The organism is Escherichia sp. 10290 (assembly GCF_030295155.1).
In the GTDB taxonomy this organism is placed as follows: Bacteria; Pseudomonadota; Gammaproteobacteria; order Enterobacterales; family Enterobacteriaceae; genus Escherichia; species Escherichia coli_F.
Genome location: NZ_AP025741.1, coordinates 705427 through 719452, shown reverse-complemented (window position 1 = coordinate 719452; position 14026 = coordinate 705427). Strand labels below are relative to the sequence as shown.

17 protein-coding genes are annotated in these 14026 nt (G+C 56.9%); all 17 read right to left on the bottom strand.

The window, feature by feature from the left end; all coding sequences use genetic code 11:
- Window position 1: 1 nt before the first annotated feature.
- Genes QUE74_RS03420 through QUE74_RS03340 form a run of 17 tightly spaced genes read right to left on the bottom strand, consistent with a single transcriptional unit; the run spans window position 2 to window position 13938 of the window.
- Window positions 2-700, bottom strand: a complete 699-nt coding sequence (locus tag QUE74_RS03420; RefSeq protein ID WP_069915653.1) for a phage minor tail protein L — start codon at window positions 698-700, stop codon at window positions 2-4.
- Window positions 700-1029, bottom strand: a complete 330-nt coding sequence (locus QUE74_RS03415; RefSeq protein WP_021562226.1) for a phage tail protein — start codon at window positions 1027-1029, stop codon at window positions 700-702. The genes QUE74_RS03420 and QUE74_RS03415 overlap by 1 nt, the downstream gene beginning before the upstream one ends.
- Window positions 1026-3587 carry a phage tail tape measure protein gene (locus QUE74_RS03410; RefSeq protein ID WP_069915654.1) on the bottom strand — a complete coding sequence of 854 codons (2562 nt, stop codon included), beginning with the start codon at window positions 3585-3587 and terminating at the stop codon, window positions 1026-1028. The genes QUE74_RS03415 and QUE74_RS03410 overlap by 4 nt, the downstream gene beginning before the upstream one ends.
- On the bottom strand, window positions 3580-4014 hold the full coding sequence (locus QUE74_RS03405; protein ID WP_000459457.1) for a phage tail assembly protein T: 435 nt from the start codon (window positions 4012-4014) through the stop codon (window positions 3580-3582). Before QUE74_RS03405 ends, QUE74_RS03410 begins: the two co-directional genes overlap by 8 nt.
- A complete protein-coding gene (gene gpG / locus QUE74_RS03400; RefSeq protein ID WP_000479146.1) occupies window positions 3996-4418 on the bottom strand; it encodes a phage tail assembly chaperone G in 423 nt (140 codons plus the stop codon). The genes QUE74_RS03405 and gpG overlap by 19 nt, the downstream gene beginning before the upstream one ends.
- A 15-nt stretch (window positions 4419-4433) precedes the next feature.
- Window positions 4434-5174, bottom strand: coding sequence for a phage tail protein (locus tag QUE74_RS03395; protein WP_001360639.1), 741 nt, complete (start codon window positions 5172-5174; stop codon window positions 4434-4436).
- A gap of 7 nt (window positions 5175-5181) precedes the next feature.
- On the bottom strand, window positions 5182-5577 hold the full coding sequence (locus tag QUE74_RS03390; RefSeq protein WP_000683113.1) for a phage minor tail U family protein: 396 nt from the start codon (window positions 5575-5577) through the stop codon (window positions 5182-5184).
- Window positions 5574-6152 carry a phage tail protein gene (locus tag QUE74_RS03385; RefSeq protein WP_001541219.1) on the bottom strand — a complete coding sequence of 193 codons (579 nt, stop codon included), beginning with the start codon at window positions 6150-6152 and terminating at the stop codon, window positions 5574-5576. Before QUE74_RS03385 ends, QUE74_RS03390 begins: the two co-directional genes overlap by 4 nt.
- A gap of 11 nt (window positions 6153-6163) precedes the next feature.
- Window positions 6164-6517, bottom strand: a complete 354-nt coding sequence (locus tag QUE74_RS03380; RefSeq protein WP_000753007.1) for a head-tail joining protein — start codon at window positions 6515-6517, stop codon at window positions 6164-6166.
- 11 nt (window positions 6518-6528) lie between these two features.
- Complete coding sequence (locus tag QUE74_RS03375) at window positions 6529-6927, bottom strand: DNA-packaging protein FI (protein ID WP_000158905.1); 399 nt, start codon at window positions 6925-6927, stop codon at window positions 6529-6531.
- 41 nt (window positions 6928-6968) lie between these two features.
- Complete coding sequence (locus QUE74_RS03370) at window positions 6969-7994, bottom strand: major capsid protein (RefSeq protein ID WP_000063277.1); 1026 nt, start codon at window positions 7992-7994, stop codon at window positions 6969-6971.
- A 55-nt stretch (window positions 7995-8049) separates the two neighbouring features.
- Window positions 8050-8382, bottom strand: a complete 333-nt coding sequence (locus QUE74_RS03365) for a head decoration protein (RefSeq protein WP_001297109.1) — start codon at window positions 8380-8382, stop codon at window positions 8050-8052.
- A 9-nt stretch (window positions 8383-8391) separates the two neighbouring features.
- Entirely contained in the window at window positions 8392-9711 is a 1320-nt protein-coding gene (locus tag QUE74_RS03360) for a S49 family peptidase (protein ID WP_000123319.1), read from the bottom strand.
- A complete protein-coding gene (locus QUE74_RS03355; RefSeq protein WP_001297098.1) occupies window positions 9692-11293 on the bottom strand; it encodes a phage portal protein in 1602 nt (533 codons plus the stop codon). The genes QUE74_RS03360 and QUE74_RS03355 overlap by 20 nt, the downstream gene beginning before the upstream one ends.
- A complete protein-coding gene (locus QUE74_RS03350) occupies window positions 11290-11496 on the bottom strand; it encodes a phage head-tail joining protein (protein WP_000198149.1) in 207 nt (68 codons plus the stop codon). Before QUE74_RS03350 ends, QUE74_RS03355 begins: the two co-directional genes overlap by 4 nt.
- The gene (locus QUE74_RS03345; protein WP_097493970.1) at window positions 11493-13418 is read right to left on the bottom strand and encodes a phage terminase large subunit family protein; all 1926 of its coding nucleotides are present in this window, start codon (window positions 13416-13418) and stop codon (window positions 11493-11495) included. The genes QUE74_RS03350 and QUE74_RS03345 overlap by 4 nt, the downstream gene beginning before the upstream one ends.
- Window positions 13393-13938 (bottom strand): DNA-packaging protein, encoded by a 546-nt coding sequence (locus QUE74_RS03340; protein ID WP_000453580.1) that lies wholly within the window; start codon window positions 13936-13938, stop codon window positions 13393-13395. Before QUE74_RS03340 ends, QUE74_RS03345 begins: the two co-directional genes overlap by 26 nt.
- Between the last annotated feature and the right edge of the window lie 88 nt (window positions 13939-14026).

Sequence of the window (14026 nt, the reverse complement as noted above, 5' to 3'; positions counted from 1 at the left end):
TTTACTGCGAAAGTTTGTTAATGGAAAGGAAGCCGCCAAAGTTGCCGACGTTATTGCGAAACTTACAGCCACTCAGGCATTTGCTGCATTTATCCTTCGTGATATCGGACGTTGGCTGGTCATATTCATCCGCGACCGCCGGACCGTGATAACCGCACTCATCGCCGCGATAGGTCCAGGTGCAGGTGTTGGCCAGCATGATACGTCCCGGAAAAACAGCGCCATCTGTTTCCGTCGGCGTGGACAGTACAAAGGAGGCACTCACCGCGCTCAGTTCGCTGCACTGCTCAATGCGCCAGCGGCTGATCACCTCCTGCTCCGGATCGGCGCCACTGTTTCCGTTGACGAAGTTCACCGCATCCAGAAAACGGGCGTAAACCTTACGCCGGACCACCGTTCCGCCGACCAGACTCTGCATATCTTCCACCATACCGGTGACCATGCCGTACAGGTTAGAGACTGCCAGCGTGGGCCGCGTACTGGTGCCTTTGCCATTCAGTTCAAAACCGCTCCCCTGAATGGGATACGGCTGATACTGTCGCCCCTGCCAGGTGACCGGCTCACCTTTTTCGTTCTGCTCATTACAGAAAAAATAACGTTCTCCACCGACCTCTGTCAGGTCGATTTCCCAGAGCACCACGCTGGCCGACTGCTCCGCACGGGTGCATTCATTCAGTGTTTCCTGCCGGATATCCTGCATCAGTTCACCACCTGTTCAAACTCTGCGCTGAACTCAACACGCAGCATACTGACCCGCGACGTCCATTTTGCGCAGGTCACCTTTATCTGCCGCCAGTCATAAGGCGGTGTCCACAGAAAGGCTTTCCAGCCTCCGTGCTCTGCCAGAAACGACTCCAGTACCGTGGCCTCCTCACGGGGGACAGAAAGCGTCACGCTGTACGTTTTCAGGTTGGCATTCAGCCCGGCAGGCGCTCGCTGGGAATAGCCATCACCAAAGCGCACCTTTCTTACAGAAGGGGCCGAAGCCACATCCATACCGGGTTTCACTTTCCAGCGGAAGGTTTTCATCGTCCACCTCCGGAGAACAGGCCACCATCACGCATCTGTGTCTGAATTTCATCACGGGCACCCTTGCGGGCCATGTCATACACCGCCTTCAGAGCAGCCGGACCTATCTGCCCGTTCGTGCCGTCGTTGTTAATCACCACATGGTTATTCTGCTCAAACGTCCCGGACGCCTGCGACCGGCTGTCAGCCAGACTGCCCGGTGTACCGACATAACCACCGGTGGCATAGCCGCGCATCAGCCGGTAGAGATTCCCCACGCCAATCCGGCTGGTTGCCTCCTTCGTGAAGACAAATTCACCACGGTGAACAATCCCCGCTGGCTCATATTTGCCGCCGGTTCCCGTAAATCCTCCGGTTGCAAAATGGAATTTCGCCGCAGCGGCCTGAATGGCTGTACCGCCTGACGCGGATGCGCCGCCACCAACAGCCCCGCCAATGGCGCTGCCGATACTCCCGACAATCCCCACCATTGCCTGCTTAAGCAGAATTTCTGTCATCATGGACAGCACGGAACGGGTGAAGCTGCGCCAGTTCTGCTCACTGCCGGTCAGCATCGCCGCCATATTCTGCGCAATACCATCAAAGGTCTGCGTGGCTGCACTTTTAACCTGCGACATACTGTCCGTGGCGCTCTCTTCCCACTCACTCCAGCCGGACTTCAGGCCTGCCATCCAGCTCCCGCGAAGCTGGTCTTCAGCCGCCCAGGTCTTTTTCTGCTCTGACATGACGTTATTCAGCGCCAGAGAATTATCGCCATACTGTTCCTTCAGGCGCTGTTCTGTGGCTTCCCGCGCTGCCTGCCGGTCAGTCAGCCCCCGGTTTTTCGCATCAATGGCGGCCCGTTTTGCCCGTTGCTGCTGTGCGAATTTATCCGCCTGCTGCGCCAGCGCGTTCAGGCGCTCCTGATACGTAACCTTGTCGCCAAGTGCAGCCAGCTGGCGTTTGTACTCCAGCGTCTCATCTTTATGCGCCAGCAGGGATTTCTCCTGTGCAGACAGCTGGCGACGTTGTGCCGCCTCCTCCAGTACCGCGAACTGACTTTCAGCCTTCCACAAATCCCGGCGCTGCTGGCTGATTTTCTCATTTGCTCCGGCATGCTTCTCCAGCGTCCGGAGTTCAGCCTGAAGCGTCAGCAGGGCAGCATGAGCACTGTCTTCCTGACGATCGCCCGCAGACACCTTCACGCCGGACTGTTTCGGCTTTTTCAGCGTCGCTTCATAGTCCTTTTTCGCCGCCGCCATCAGCGTGTTGTAATCTGCCTGCAGAATTTTCCCGTCCTTCAGTGCCTTGTTCAGTTCTTCCTGACGGGCGGTATATTTCTCCAGCGGCGTCTGCAGCCGTTCGTAAGCTTTCTGCGCCTCTTCGGTATATTTCAGCCGTGACGCTTCAGTATCGCTCTGCTGCTGCGCATTTTTGTCCTGTTGACTCTGCTGTTCAGCCTTCTTTCTCGCGGCTTCAAGCGCAAGACGGGCCTTTTCACGATCATCCCAGTAACGCGCCTGCGCTTCATCGTTAACGAAATAATCATCCTTGCGCAGACTCCAGATGTCGTCCGCTTTCTTAAACGCAGCCTCTGCCTTAATCAGCATCTCCTGCGCGGTATCAGGACGACCAGTATCCAGCACCGCATCCCACATGGATTTGAATGCCCGCGCTGTCCTGTCTGCCCAGGTCTCCAGCGTACCCATGTTCTCTTTCAGGCGGCGGGTCTGGTCATCAAACCCTTTCGTCGCGGCCTCGTTCGCAGCCTGCAATGCCCCGGCTTCATCGCCGGAATGCTGCAACTGAGCAACATACGCAATCTGCTCCGCCGTCACGTTATGGAACTGGCGTGCCATCGCTGTCAGCCCTGACGTCGGGTCTGTGGTCAGCTTCCCGAAGGCTTCAGCGACCTTGTCCACCTCCACGCCGGATGCAGAGGAGAAACGCGCCACACTCTGGCTGATGGATGCAATCTGAGCCTCACCGCTTACTCCCGCCTTAACCAGTGCGCTGAGTGACTCGCTGGTCTGGTTAAACGTCAGCCCTGCCGCCTGCCCGGCTCTGGACAGGACCAGCATACGATCTGCCGTCAGACCCGACTGATTGCCGGAAAGGACCAGCGTTTTGTTGAAATCGGACAGGGTTGAGTTGCCCTGATACCAGGCATACGCCAGCGCACCGGTCGCCACCGCCAGCGAGGTGGCCCCGACCATCGGCAGGGTGATCGCACCGGCAAGCCCCCTGAACATGGGGATCATCCCGCCGAAGGAGTCCTTCACCTGACCACCCTGTTGCAGCAGGATCAGCCACGGACTTTGCCCGCCTGCAAGCTGCGTGGCCACGTCGGTGAACTGCGCAGGCAGCATACGCATGGCAGCTTTATACTGCCCGACGGAAATCCCCGCTTTCTGTGCAGCCAGTGCCTGTCGGCTCAGCGACTGTTCAACGACTGCCGCTGTTTTTTTCGCATCACTTTCCGTACCGGAAAAATGACGCCTGACTCTGGCCATCTGCTCGTCAAATCTGGCCGCATCCAGACTTAAATCAACGACCAGATCGCCTACCGGTTCAGCCATACCGGACTCCTCCTGCGATCCCTTCTGATACTGTCATCAGCATTACGTCATCCTCCGTCATGTCCGCCACATCCGGGGAAGCGGGGATAACTTCATTCCCGTCCGGGCCAAAGCGGACACCTCCGGCAAGCCCTGCCGCTTTCTGCATCAGCACATCATCTTCAGGCTCTTCGTCAGCCTCGCGCCGGTTCAGCAGACTGAAATCCAGCGGATGCATATCCGGATCGCTGAAAAACAGGCTGAGCACGGTGTACGTCAGCCCGGAAAAGTGCATATCCAGCAGAACATCATGAAAATAATGGGTACTGTAAAAGCGGTGCCAGTCGGCATACTCCGTGGATGACATCCCGGCAAGCATGGCACGCCAGTCAGGTCGCCCCATCTCACGCGCCAGTTTCAGGGCAAAACTCAGCTCACCGTCGAACACTTTCCCGCAGAAACAGGCTCTGCGGGCCCGGCGTCCTCTGTCTGTTCAGGGGCATTATTCACCACAAACTCATACATACCAGACAGCCGGTACACCACGTTTTCAGCATGAGAAATTGCCTCCGTGGGCCAGGTGGTAAGCACTTCCTGCTCAATCTGTTTAACGGCTTCATTCATGGACGGCAGCTTTGTCTTCTGCGGATGGTTATGCCACAGGGACATCGCCACCAGAAACGCGCCGGTTCTGATGGCGTCTTCCACAGTAAACTTCCGGTTGCTGTCTGACTCCGCCTGTTCTGCCTGCCGTTTCATCAGGGCGAGATGCTCAATGCGCTGCAGGGCTGACAGTTCAGAAAGCGTGACGGTCACACCGTTATGTTCAAATGATTCGGTTTTCAGGAACATCGCTGACTCTCCGGATTAACTGTCGGTGACAGTGATTTCTGCAACCGCAGCAAGTTCACCATTACCGGATAAAACCGGAATGTTGACCTTACCTGCAGCAACGCCTTTCACGGTGATGGTCATACCACTGACCGACACGGTGGCTTTTGTTTTATCCGCTGACACCGCACGGAAGCTCTTGTCAGTTGCGCCCTCCGGCTGGAATGCCACGGTCAGCGTGGTGCTCTGCCCTTTCACCACCGAGGAGCTGGCAGGCGTCACGGTCATACCGGTTGCCGCTGTTACCGTGCTGCGATCTTCTGCCATTGACGGACGGCCCACATTGGTGACCTTCACCGTACGGGTGATCACTTCCTTCGCCGTCACCGCCTTACCGATACTGCTGACCCAGCCACGGAACACATCGACCGTGCCGTTCGGGAAGCGGATTTTATAGGCACGGGTATCACCTTCATTAAACCACGCCAGCAGCGCCTGCTGCCCCTGCTCTCCGGGCATCCACGCCAGCGTGAAGCTGGTATCTCCGGCGGATTTCTGCCCCTGCCCGGTCGCGGTCCAGTCCGCATCTTCATCATCGAGATAACTGTCGTCATAGGACTCAGCGGTCAGTTCGCCGGGCGTCAGGTCTTTAACTTTAGCCAGACGCGACCAGTCAACGTCTGAAAGCGGGTTCGCATAAGGGTCGCCGCTCCCGTTATAAACCCACAGGGTGGTCCCGGCACCTTTCACCGGTATTGCTGGATTTGGTACAGGCATATCGTCCTCACATTTCATAGGTAATGACATAAGTCAGATCGGCAGAACTCCACAGGCCCGCATCATCGTCGCGCCGGTAGTCATAGCCACTGGCCACCATACTGGTGAGCAAATCTGACAGTGCCGGGATATCGCTCATCACCGGATAAATCCGGGACTCCATCCACGAATCCAGCTCTGAATCCGGCACCTGAGCAGGCAGGAAAACTTCGATATGCAGCTCCGCCTGCCAGGTATCGCTGTCCAGCTCTTCGCCCGTGTATTCAGCGCCGGTGAGATAAACGGCAACTGCCGGAAAATCCGCCTCATCAAAAACAGCGGGGCGACCATCAAAAAACGTCGCCCCGGTGTCATGCTTCTCCAGTGCATCCAGTACGGCTGCACGGAGTTCAGTATGTTTCATCGCTTTATTACCATCCTCAGTTGATGCTGCAGCGCATAGCCCAGCTCTTTCGGAAGACGTTCACGCCGTATCCGCTCAATATTTTGTTTAAACGCCGTGGTCAGCGGCACCGCCATCGGGATTTTCACCACATCAATGGGGTAACGGTTTTTCCCGGCCACACGCTGCATAACATGCCACCGGCCATTTTTCAGTTGCTGAATAAACGCGCCGGGAATACGACGGTTACCCACCACAAGCACGCTGCCGCCACCTTTCAGGGCTGAACGCTGCCCCTTTTTACGACGCCTGCGGCGCGAAAGGACAACCCGCGCATTACCCAGCCTGATTACGGGCAAATCCCCCCGGTTAACCTTGATTCTGGCCTGCGGATTTTTGACCGTGGCCCTTTTCAGCCTGGCCCTTTCCTTTACCAGTTTCCGGCGTACCTTTGTCTCACGGGCAACCTGTGACGCCGACTGCGATATCGCGGATGAAGCAACGCGGTTAATGGCCATTGCGGCGGCACCAGGCACCGCCGTTTTGCTGATACGGCTGAGGTTTTCAACGGCCTGCTCAAGACCTTTTATGGCCATACATCCCCCTTTCAGCGGCGACGGTTAACGGCAGGCGGTACGCCCCGTCCAAGCCAGAGATGACAACTTCCGCCATCATCCGGCGAAACCCGATCTACCCAGAAATTTTCCTCACCGATGGTCAGCGTGTCTCCACGCCGCAGCTGCCGCACCTCATCAGTCCGGACAAACAGGGACGGGCTGGAGCCTTCAACGCGCACGCCCTGTCCGGCATAGCTGATATTTTCAGGGTCATCAAAAACACCACGTATCACCGCACCTGACTGCTCACCGGATGTCATGGTGGCTGACGTTCCCATGTACCCGCGTATCGTTTCATCGGCGCGGGCAATGGCAGCATCGAACAGGTTATCGAAATCAGCCACAACGCCTCCCGTTATTGCATTCTGGCCAGGCCGCGCTCTGTCATTTCGGCTGCCACACCGGCAGAGACACGAAACGCCGTTCCCGGCAGCACAAATGCCACAGGTTCATCCCGCGTGGCGTGAAGTGCATCAGTATGCAGCTTCACCAGTGCCACGACCGTGACCAGTTCAGACGTATCCAGAATCACGGTATCCGGCTGCGCTGATCCCACCTCATTTTCATGTCCGGTCAGCACATTTTCCCGGCTGAGAGGGGTGTCCTGACCGGCAGTTTCATCCGTGTCATCAAGCTCCTCTTCCAGCTCTGCCACACGGAGCGCCAGTTCTTCTTTCGTCCCCGTCAGGCTGACATCACGGTTCAGTTGTTCACCCAGCGAGCGGAGACGGGCAATCAGTTCATCTTTCGTCATGGACTCCTCCACAGAGAAACAATGGCCCCGAAGGGCCATGATTACGCCAGTTGTACGGACACGAACTCATCAGGGTCAGCCAGCAGCATCAGCGGTGCTGACTGAATCATGGTGAACTCACGCGCCGGATCGCCGGTGGTCACCCAGTTTTTCGGGTAACGGGCAGAGGCGTTAATGCCTTCGCGCTGTGCGTCCGCATCCTGAATGCAGCCATAGGTGCGCAGACCGCGTGCCTGAGTGTTCCCCAGCACCATCGTGTTGTCCGGCAGGAAGTTCTTTTTGACGCCGTTTTCCACGTACTGTCCGGAATACACGACGATGGCCACATCGCCATACATCCCCTTATAGGACACCGCTTTACCCAGGTCTTTCACCGCTGTCTCCAGCTCGGAATGAGAGCCACGACGGGTATCCAGCTTCTCCTTGACGGCTTTGAAGGAACGGAACAGCGCCCAGCCTTTCGGATCGAACACGATGATATTCACCACACCGCTGGCGTTCAGCGCGTAGGCTTCGATATCGTCGGTCGGGTCATACGTGGACTTGTCACGCTTGCTCCACTCCGTGCCGCCGGACTGCGTGATGTTATTCTCCTCACTGCGGCCCATATCCACCTCAACCGGATCGAAGGCTTCACCGGTCATGGTGTATTTGCCCTTAAGCACGGCAGAAACTGCCTGCATCTCTTCGACCTGAGCAATAGCCAGCTCTTCGTCACGCATGTTCTGCATGATGATGCGACGGCGGCGGTAAGCCGGGTCCGCCAGATTCTGCGGATCTTCATCCGGCAGGCGACGCAGGGTCATCTGCGGATTCACTTCATGCTTCGGCTTGACATATCCCGGCGTAAATTCAGAGGTGGAGCCGCCACGGGAACGGATAACCTCACCGGAAACAATCGGCGAAACGTACAGCGCCATGTTTACCAGTCCCGGAATTTGTGAGAGATAGACTTTCTCCGTGGTGAAGGGATAGCTCTCACGGAAAAAGAGACGCAGAAACAGCGGATCAAACTTAAATTTCTGCTCATTTGCCGCCAGCAGTTGGGCGGTTGTGTACATCGACATAAAAAAATCCCGTAAAAAAAGCCGCACAGGCGGCCTTTAGTGATGAAGGGTAAAGTTAAACGATGCTGATTGCCGTTCCGGCAAACGCGGTCCGTTTTTTCGTCTCGTCGCTGGCAGCCTCCGGCCAGAGCACATCCTCATAACGGAACGTGCCGGACTTGTAGAACGTCAGCGTGGTGCTGGTCTGGTCAGCAGCAACCGCAAGAATGCCAACGGCAGCACCGTCGGTGGTGCCATCCCACGCAACCAGCTTACGGCTGGAGGTGTCCAGCATCAGCGGGGTCATTGCAGGCGCTTTCGCACTCAATCCGCCGGGCGCGGTTGCGGTATGAGCCGGGTCACTGTTGCCCTGCGGCTGGTAATGGGTAAAGGTTTCTTTGCTCGTCATAAACATCCCTTACACTGGTGTGTTCAGCAAATCGTTAACGGCATCAGATGCCGGGTTACCTGCAGCCAGCGGTGCCGGTGCCCCCTGCATCAGACGATCCAGCGCAGTGTCACTGCGCGCCTGTGCACTCTGTGGTGCTGCGGCCAGAATGCGGCGGGCCGTTTTCACGGTCATACCGGGGGTTTCTGCCAGCACGCGTGCCTGTTCTTCGCGTCCGTGAGCCTCCTCACAGTTGAGGATCCCCATAATGCGGCTGTTTTCTGCCGCAACCGCTGCGGTGATCTGCGCGTTCACGTCCGGCTGCGCCGCGCTGGCGTTCTCGCCCTCCGTCGCTGGCACCACGTCAGTAACGTCAGCCTGCGAAGCAGTGGCTGAAACAGTTGTTGATTGAGTCTCTTTGGTCATTCGCCCTCCTGAGAGACGGGATTTACGTGCATCCAGTGCATCACGCATGACGGTGATCGCATCGGTGCTGTTAACAAGTTCATCAGCCAGTCCGGCATCAATGGCCTCCTGACCGCTGTACACTGCAGCCTCGGTATCCAGCACAGCCTGCACGGACAGGCCGGTATATGCCGACACCTTCTGCGCAAACATCCGGCGGGTTGCGTCCATCCGGGACTGCAGTGTCTCCCGGACGTCATCCGGAAGATGGCTGTAGGGGTTGCCATCCACCTTATGGCTGCCGCTGTAAATCAGCGTGATTTCCACACCCTGTTTCTCCAGCGCAGCACCGTAATTACTGTGAGCCATCATGACGCCGATGGAGCCTGTCCGGGCGGTCTGCGTGACCAGACGCCGGGAGGCGGCACTGGCAAGCAACTGACCTGCACTGCAGTTCATGTCGTTGGCAAGCGCCCATACCGGTTTTATGTCACGCACACGGGCGATGATGTCAGCGCAGTCAAATGCCCCCGCCACCATCCCGCCGGGCGTGTCCATATCGAGCAGAATGCCGTCCACCATCGGATCGCTGGCAGCCTGTTGCAGACGGGCGATAATGCCGTTGTAACCGGTCATCCCCGAGTACGGCTGCAGCGCCCGCGTCCGGCTGACCAGCGTGCCGGACACCGGCAGCACGGCGATGCCGTTCATGACCTGATAACTGCGGGCCTGTCGTGGTCCGTCATCATCACCGGATAATGCCAGCGTCGCGAGTGCCTCCTGGGCAGTCAGGCTGTCGCCGGACACCGCATCCGTCAGGCGGCTGATCCCAAGCTGGCCTGCAAGCGCACAAAAGAAAACCCGCGCATAGGCGGGTTCAAGCATCAGCGGCTCATTAAAGGCCATGCTGGCAATATGCGGGAGATTACGCAGCTCTGCTGTCACTCTTCTCCTCCTCTGTTGATTGTCGCAGCCCGGATTCAAATGCTGCAGCCGCCCAGGCGGGCGGTTTAAGACCGGCTGCACGGCGCTCCATCGTTTCACGGACCTGCTGGACAAAAATTTCCTGATAGTCGTCACCGCGTTTTGCGCACTCTTTCTCGTAGGTACTCAGTCCGGCTTCTATCAGCATCACCGCTTCCTGAACTTCTTTCAGACCATCGATGGCCATACGACCGGAGCCTATCCAGTCGCAGTTCCCCCAGGCACTGCGGGCTTCCTGAAAACTGAAGCGCGCTTTTGAAGGTAACGTCACCACGCGGCGAACGATGGCCTCTTCCAGCCAGCACAGAAACATCTGGCTCGCCTGACGGGATGCGACGAATTTTCGCCGCCCCATAAAGTACGCCCACGACTCGTTCGCACTGGCCCGTGCCGTGGAGTAGCTCATCTGGGCGTAATTCCGGGAAAGCTGCTCATACGAGACACCCAGCCCGGCAGCGATATACCGCAGCAGTGACTGCTCAAACACGGAGTAGCCGTTATCCGTATCCTGAGCCGTCTGCAGGTTCAGTGAGTCACCCGGCATCAGGTGCGGTACTTTTGCGCCTCCCAGCCGGACCGGCGCTGCGGCGTAATACGCGGCAATTTCACCAATCCAGCCGGTCAGCCTTTCCCGCTGCTCCTGACTGTTCGCGCCCAGAATAAAATCCATCGCTGACTGCGTATCCAGCTCACTCTCAATGGTGGCGGCATACATCGCCTTCACAATGGCGCTCTGCAGCTGCGTGTTCTGCAGCGTGTCGAGCATCTTCATCTGCTCCATCACGCTGTAAAACACATTTGCACCGCGAGTCTGCCCGTCCTCCACGGGTTCAAAAACGTGAATGAACGAGGCGCGCCCGCCGGGTAACTCACGGGGTATCCATGTCCATTTCTGCGGCATCCAGCCAGGATACCCGTCCTCGCTGACGTAATATCCCAGCGCCGCACCGCTGTCATTAATCTGCACACCGGCACGGCAGTTCCGGCTGTCGCCGGTATTGTTCGGGTTGCTGATGCGCTTCGGGCTGACCATCCGGAACTGTGTCCGGAAAAGCCGCGACGAACTGGTATCCCAGGTGGCCTGAACGAACAGTTCACCGTTAAAGGCGTGCATGGCCACACCTTCCCGAATCATCATGGTAAACGTGCGTTTTCGCTCAACGTCAATGCAGCAGCAGTCATCCTCGGCAAACTCTTTCCATGCCGCTTCAACCTCGCGGGAAAAGGCACGGGCTTCTTCCTCCCCGATGCCCAGATAGCGCCAGCTTGGGCGATGACTGAGCCGGAAAAAAGACCCGACGATATGATCCTGATGCAGCTGGATGGCGTTGGCGGCATAGCCGTTATTGCGTACCAGATCGTCTGCGCGGGCATTGCCACGGGTAAAGTTGGGCAACAGGGCTGCATCCACACTTTCACTCGGTGGGTTCCACGACCGCAACTGCCCTCCAAATCCGCTGCCACCGCCGTGATAACCGGCATATTCGCGCAGCGATGTCATGCCGTCCGGCCCCAGAAGGGTGGGAATGGTGGGCGTTTTCATACATAAAATCCTGCAGGTCCCCTGCGTCGCTGTGTCATGCCGGTCTGCACTTCCAGCTCTGCAATATATTTTTTCAGGTCAGACACGGAAGTGGCCGTAAACTCCACCCTTCGTCCGTCTTTCTGTACTGTTGCCACCCGTTTACCTGTCATCAGGTCATGCAGTGCCGCACGGGCAGCGGCAAGTTCTTCCTGTCGCGTCATTCATCCTCTCCGGATAAGGCACGGGCGTAATCTGCCAGTGTTTTCTTGTTGGTTGCTGCACCATCCTCTTCCTGCAGGCTCGCCAGCAGCGCACTGAGATCCAGCTGCCAGCGGGAAATACTGATGCGCAGCGCCGCCAGCGCATAAACGAAGCAGTCGAGTGCCTCATTGCGTCGCTTTTTGCTGTCCCACAGTATTTTTTTCCTGCCATCCACCCATTTTTCGACCTGCTCTTCAGCAGTCAGCTGCTGCGCTTCGGTCAGATCAAAAATATCCGGGTTATTCGGGAAGTGAACGGCACCGGGAAGCGGTTCATCCCCTTCCGGCGTCAGTGTGAAGCGGTTATAAATCTGCTCTTTCGCGGTATCCGTACCGATTTCGGTAAGGTAAACCCCGTTTTTGTTTCGCTTACGTGGCATGCTGGCCACCGGCTTTCCGTAGACGGATGCCCCTTTAATGGGGATCACCCGGAACAGCCCATGTTTTTTCGAGCGTTCATACACAATGGTCGGGTCAATCCCGCCAGTATCCCAGCAGATACGGGATATCGACATTTCTGCACCATTCCGGCGGGTATAGGTTTTATTGATGGCCTCATCCACACGCAGCAGCGTCTGTTCATCGTCGTGGCGGCCCATAATAATCTGCCGGTCAATCAGCCAGCTTTCCTCACCCGGCCCCCATCCCCATACGCGCATTTCGTAGCGGTCCAGCTGGGAGTCGATACCGGCGGTCAGGTAAGCCACACGGTCAGGAACGGGCGCTGAATAATGCTCTTTCCGCTCTGCCATCACTTCAGCATCCGGACGTTCGCCAATTTTCGCCTCCCACGTCTCACCGAGCGTGGTGTTTACGAAGGTTTTACGTTTTCCCGTATCCCCTTTCGTTTTCATCCAGTCTTTGACAATCTGCACCCAGGTGGTGAACGGGCTGTACGCTGTCCAGATGTGAAAGGTCACACTGTCAGGTGGCTCAATCTCTTCACCGGATGACGAAAACCAGAGAATGCCATCACGGGTCCAGATCCCGGTCTTTTCGCAGATATAACGGGCATCAGTAAAGTCCAGCTCCTGCTGGCGGATGACGCAGGCATTATGCTCGCAGAGATAAAACACGCTGGAGGGGTCATCCGGCGTCCATTTGAGGCCAAACGGCGTCTCTTTGTCGCCAAATTTAAGATACTGCTCCTCCCCGCAATGCGGGCAGGCAACATGAAAACGCATAAAATGCAGGGATTCACTGGCTGCACGCTCAATCTGGCAGGTGCCTCTCACTTTGGGCGTGGAGCCACGGATGGACTTTGGCCAGACCGAGCCTTCAATACGTTTGTCGCCAAGGAACGTCGGAGAGCCTTCCTGTTCAATATCCTCATCAAAGGCAGCAAGTTCATCATAACCCGCCACATCCACCGACTTTTCACGGTAGTTTTTTGCCGCTTTACCGCCCAGGCACCAGAAGCCACGACCATTGGAAAAACGCTTCATAGTGAGCGTGTTATCCCGGTGCTTTTTGCCATACCACGGAGCCAGCGCCAGCAGCGACGGAATATCGCGGATGGTCGGCTCAACGTGGGTTTTCATAAAGTTCTCGGCATCACCATCCGTCGGCAACCAGATAAGGGTGTTGCGCTGCTTATGCTCTATAAAGTAGGCATAAACACCCAGCAGCATTTTGGAATAACCGACACGGGCAGACTTCACCACATTCACCTCACGGATGTAGTCGCTGCCCATCGCATTCATGATGGCCCGCTGAAAGGGCAGTGTTTCCCAGCGCCCTTCCTGGTATGCGGATTCTTTCGGGAGATAGTAATTAGCATCCGCCCATTCAACGGCGGTCTGTGGCTCCGGCCTGAACAGTGAGCGAAGCCCGGCGCGGACAAAATGCCGCAGCCTGTTAACCTGACTGTTCGATATATTCACTCAGCAACCCCGGTATCAGTTCATCCAGCGCGGCTGCTTTGTTCATGGCTTTGATGATATCCCGTTTCAGGAAATCAACATGTCGGTTTTCCAGTTCCGGAAAACGCCGCTGCACCGACAGGGGGAGCCCGTCGAGAATACTGGCAATTTCACCTGCGATCCGCGACAACACGAAAGTACAGAATGCGGTTTCCACCACTTCAGCGGAGTCTCTGGCATTCTTCAGTTCCTGTGCGTCGGCCTGCGCACGCGTAAGTCGATGGCGTTCGTACTCAATAGTTCCTGGCTGGAGATCTGCCTCGCTGGCCTGCCGCAGTTCTTCAACCTCCCGGCGCAGCTTTTCGTTCTCAATTTCAGCATCCCTTTCGGCATACCATTTTATGACGGCGGCAGAGTCATAAAGCACCTCATTACCCTTGCCACCGCCTCGCAGAACGGGCATTCCCTGTTCCTGCCAGTTCTGAATGGTACGGATACTCGCACCGAAAATGTCAGCCAGCTGCTTTTTGTTGACTTCCATTGTTCATTCCACGGCCAAAAACAGAGAAAGGAAACGACAAAGGCCCAAAAGTTCGTTTTCAGCACCTGTCGTTTCCTTTCTTTTCAGG

What these genes read in the sequence shown, in the direction of transcription:
- QUE74_RS03420 (WP_069915653.1), bottom strand. Translation starts at nt 700, where the DNA reads ATGCAGGATATCCGGCAGGAAACACTGAATGAATGCACCCGTGCGGAG.
- QUE74_RS03415 (WP_021562226.1), bottom strand. Translation starts at nt 1,029, where the DNA reads ATGAAAACCTTCCGCTGGAAAGTGAAACCCGGTATGGATGTGGCTTCG.
- QUE74_RS03410 (WP_069915654.1), bottom strand. Translation starts at nt 3,587, where the DNA reads ATGGCTGAACCGGTAGGCGATCTGGTCGTTGATTTAAGTCTGGATGCG.
- gpG (WP_000479146.1), bottom strand. Translation starts at nt 4,418, where the DNA reads ATGTTCCTGAAAACCGAATCATTTGAACATAACGGTGTGACCGTCACG.
- QUE74_RS03395 (WP_001360639.1), bottom strand. Translation starts at nt 5,174, where the DNA reads ATGCCTGTACCAAATCCAGCAATACCGGTGAAAGGTGCCGGGACCACC.
- QUE74_RS03390 (WP_000683113.1), bottom strand. Translation starts at nt 5,577, where the DNA reads ATGAAACATACTGAACTCCGTGCAGCCGTACTGGATGCACTGGAGAAG.
- QUE74_RS03385 (WP_001541219.1), bottom strand. Translation starts at nt 6,152, where the DNA reads ATGGCCATAAAAGGTCTTGAGCAGGCCGTTGAAAACCTCAGCCGTATC.
- QUE74_RS03375 (WP_000158905.1), bottom strand. Translation starts at nt 6,927, where the DNA reads ATGACGAAAGATGAACTGATTGCCCGTCTCCGCTCGCTGGGTGAACAA.
- QUE74_RS03370 (WP_000063277.1), bottom strand. Translation starts at nt 7,994, where the DNA reads ATGTCGATGTACACAACCGCCCAACTGCTGGCGGCAAATGAGCAGAAA.
- QUE74_RS03365 (WP_001297109.1), bottom strand. Translation starts at nt 8,382, where the DNA reads ATGACGAGCAAAGAAACCTTTACCCATTACCAGCCGCAGGGCAACAGT.
- QUE74_RS03355 (WP_001297098.1), bottom strand. Translation starts at nt 11,293, where the DNA reads ATGAAAACGCCCACCATTCCCACCCTTCTGGGGCCGGACGGCATGACA.
- QUE74_RS03350 (WP_000198149.1), bottom strand. Translation starts at nt 11,496, where the DNA reads ATGACGCGACAGGAAGAACTTGCCGCTGCCCGTGCGGCACTGCATGAC.
- QUE74_RS03340 (WP_000453580.1), bottom strand. Translation starts at nt 13,938, where the DNA reads ATGGAAGTCAACAAAAAGCAGCTGGCTGACATTTTCGGTGCGAGTATC.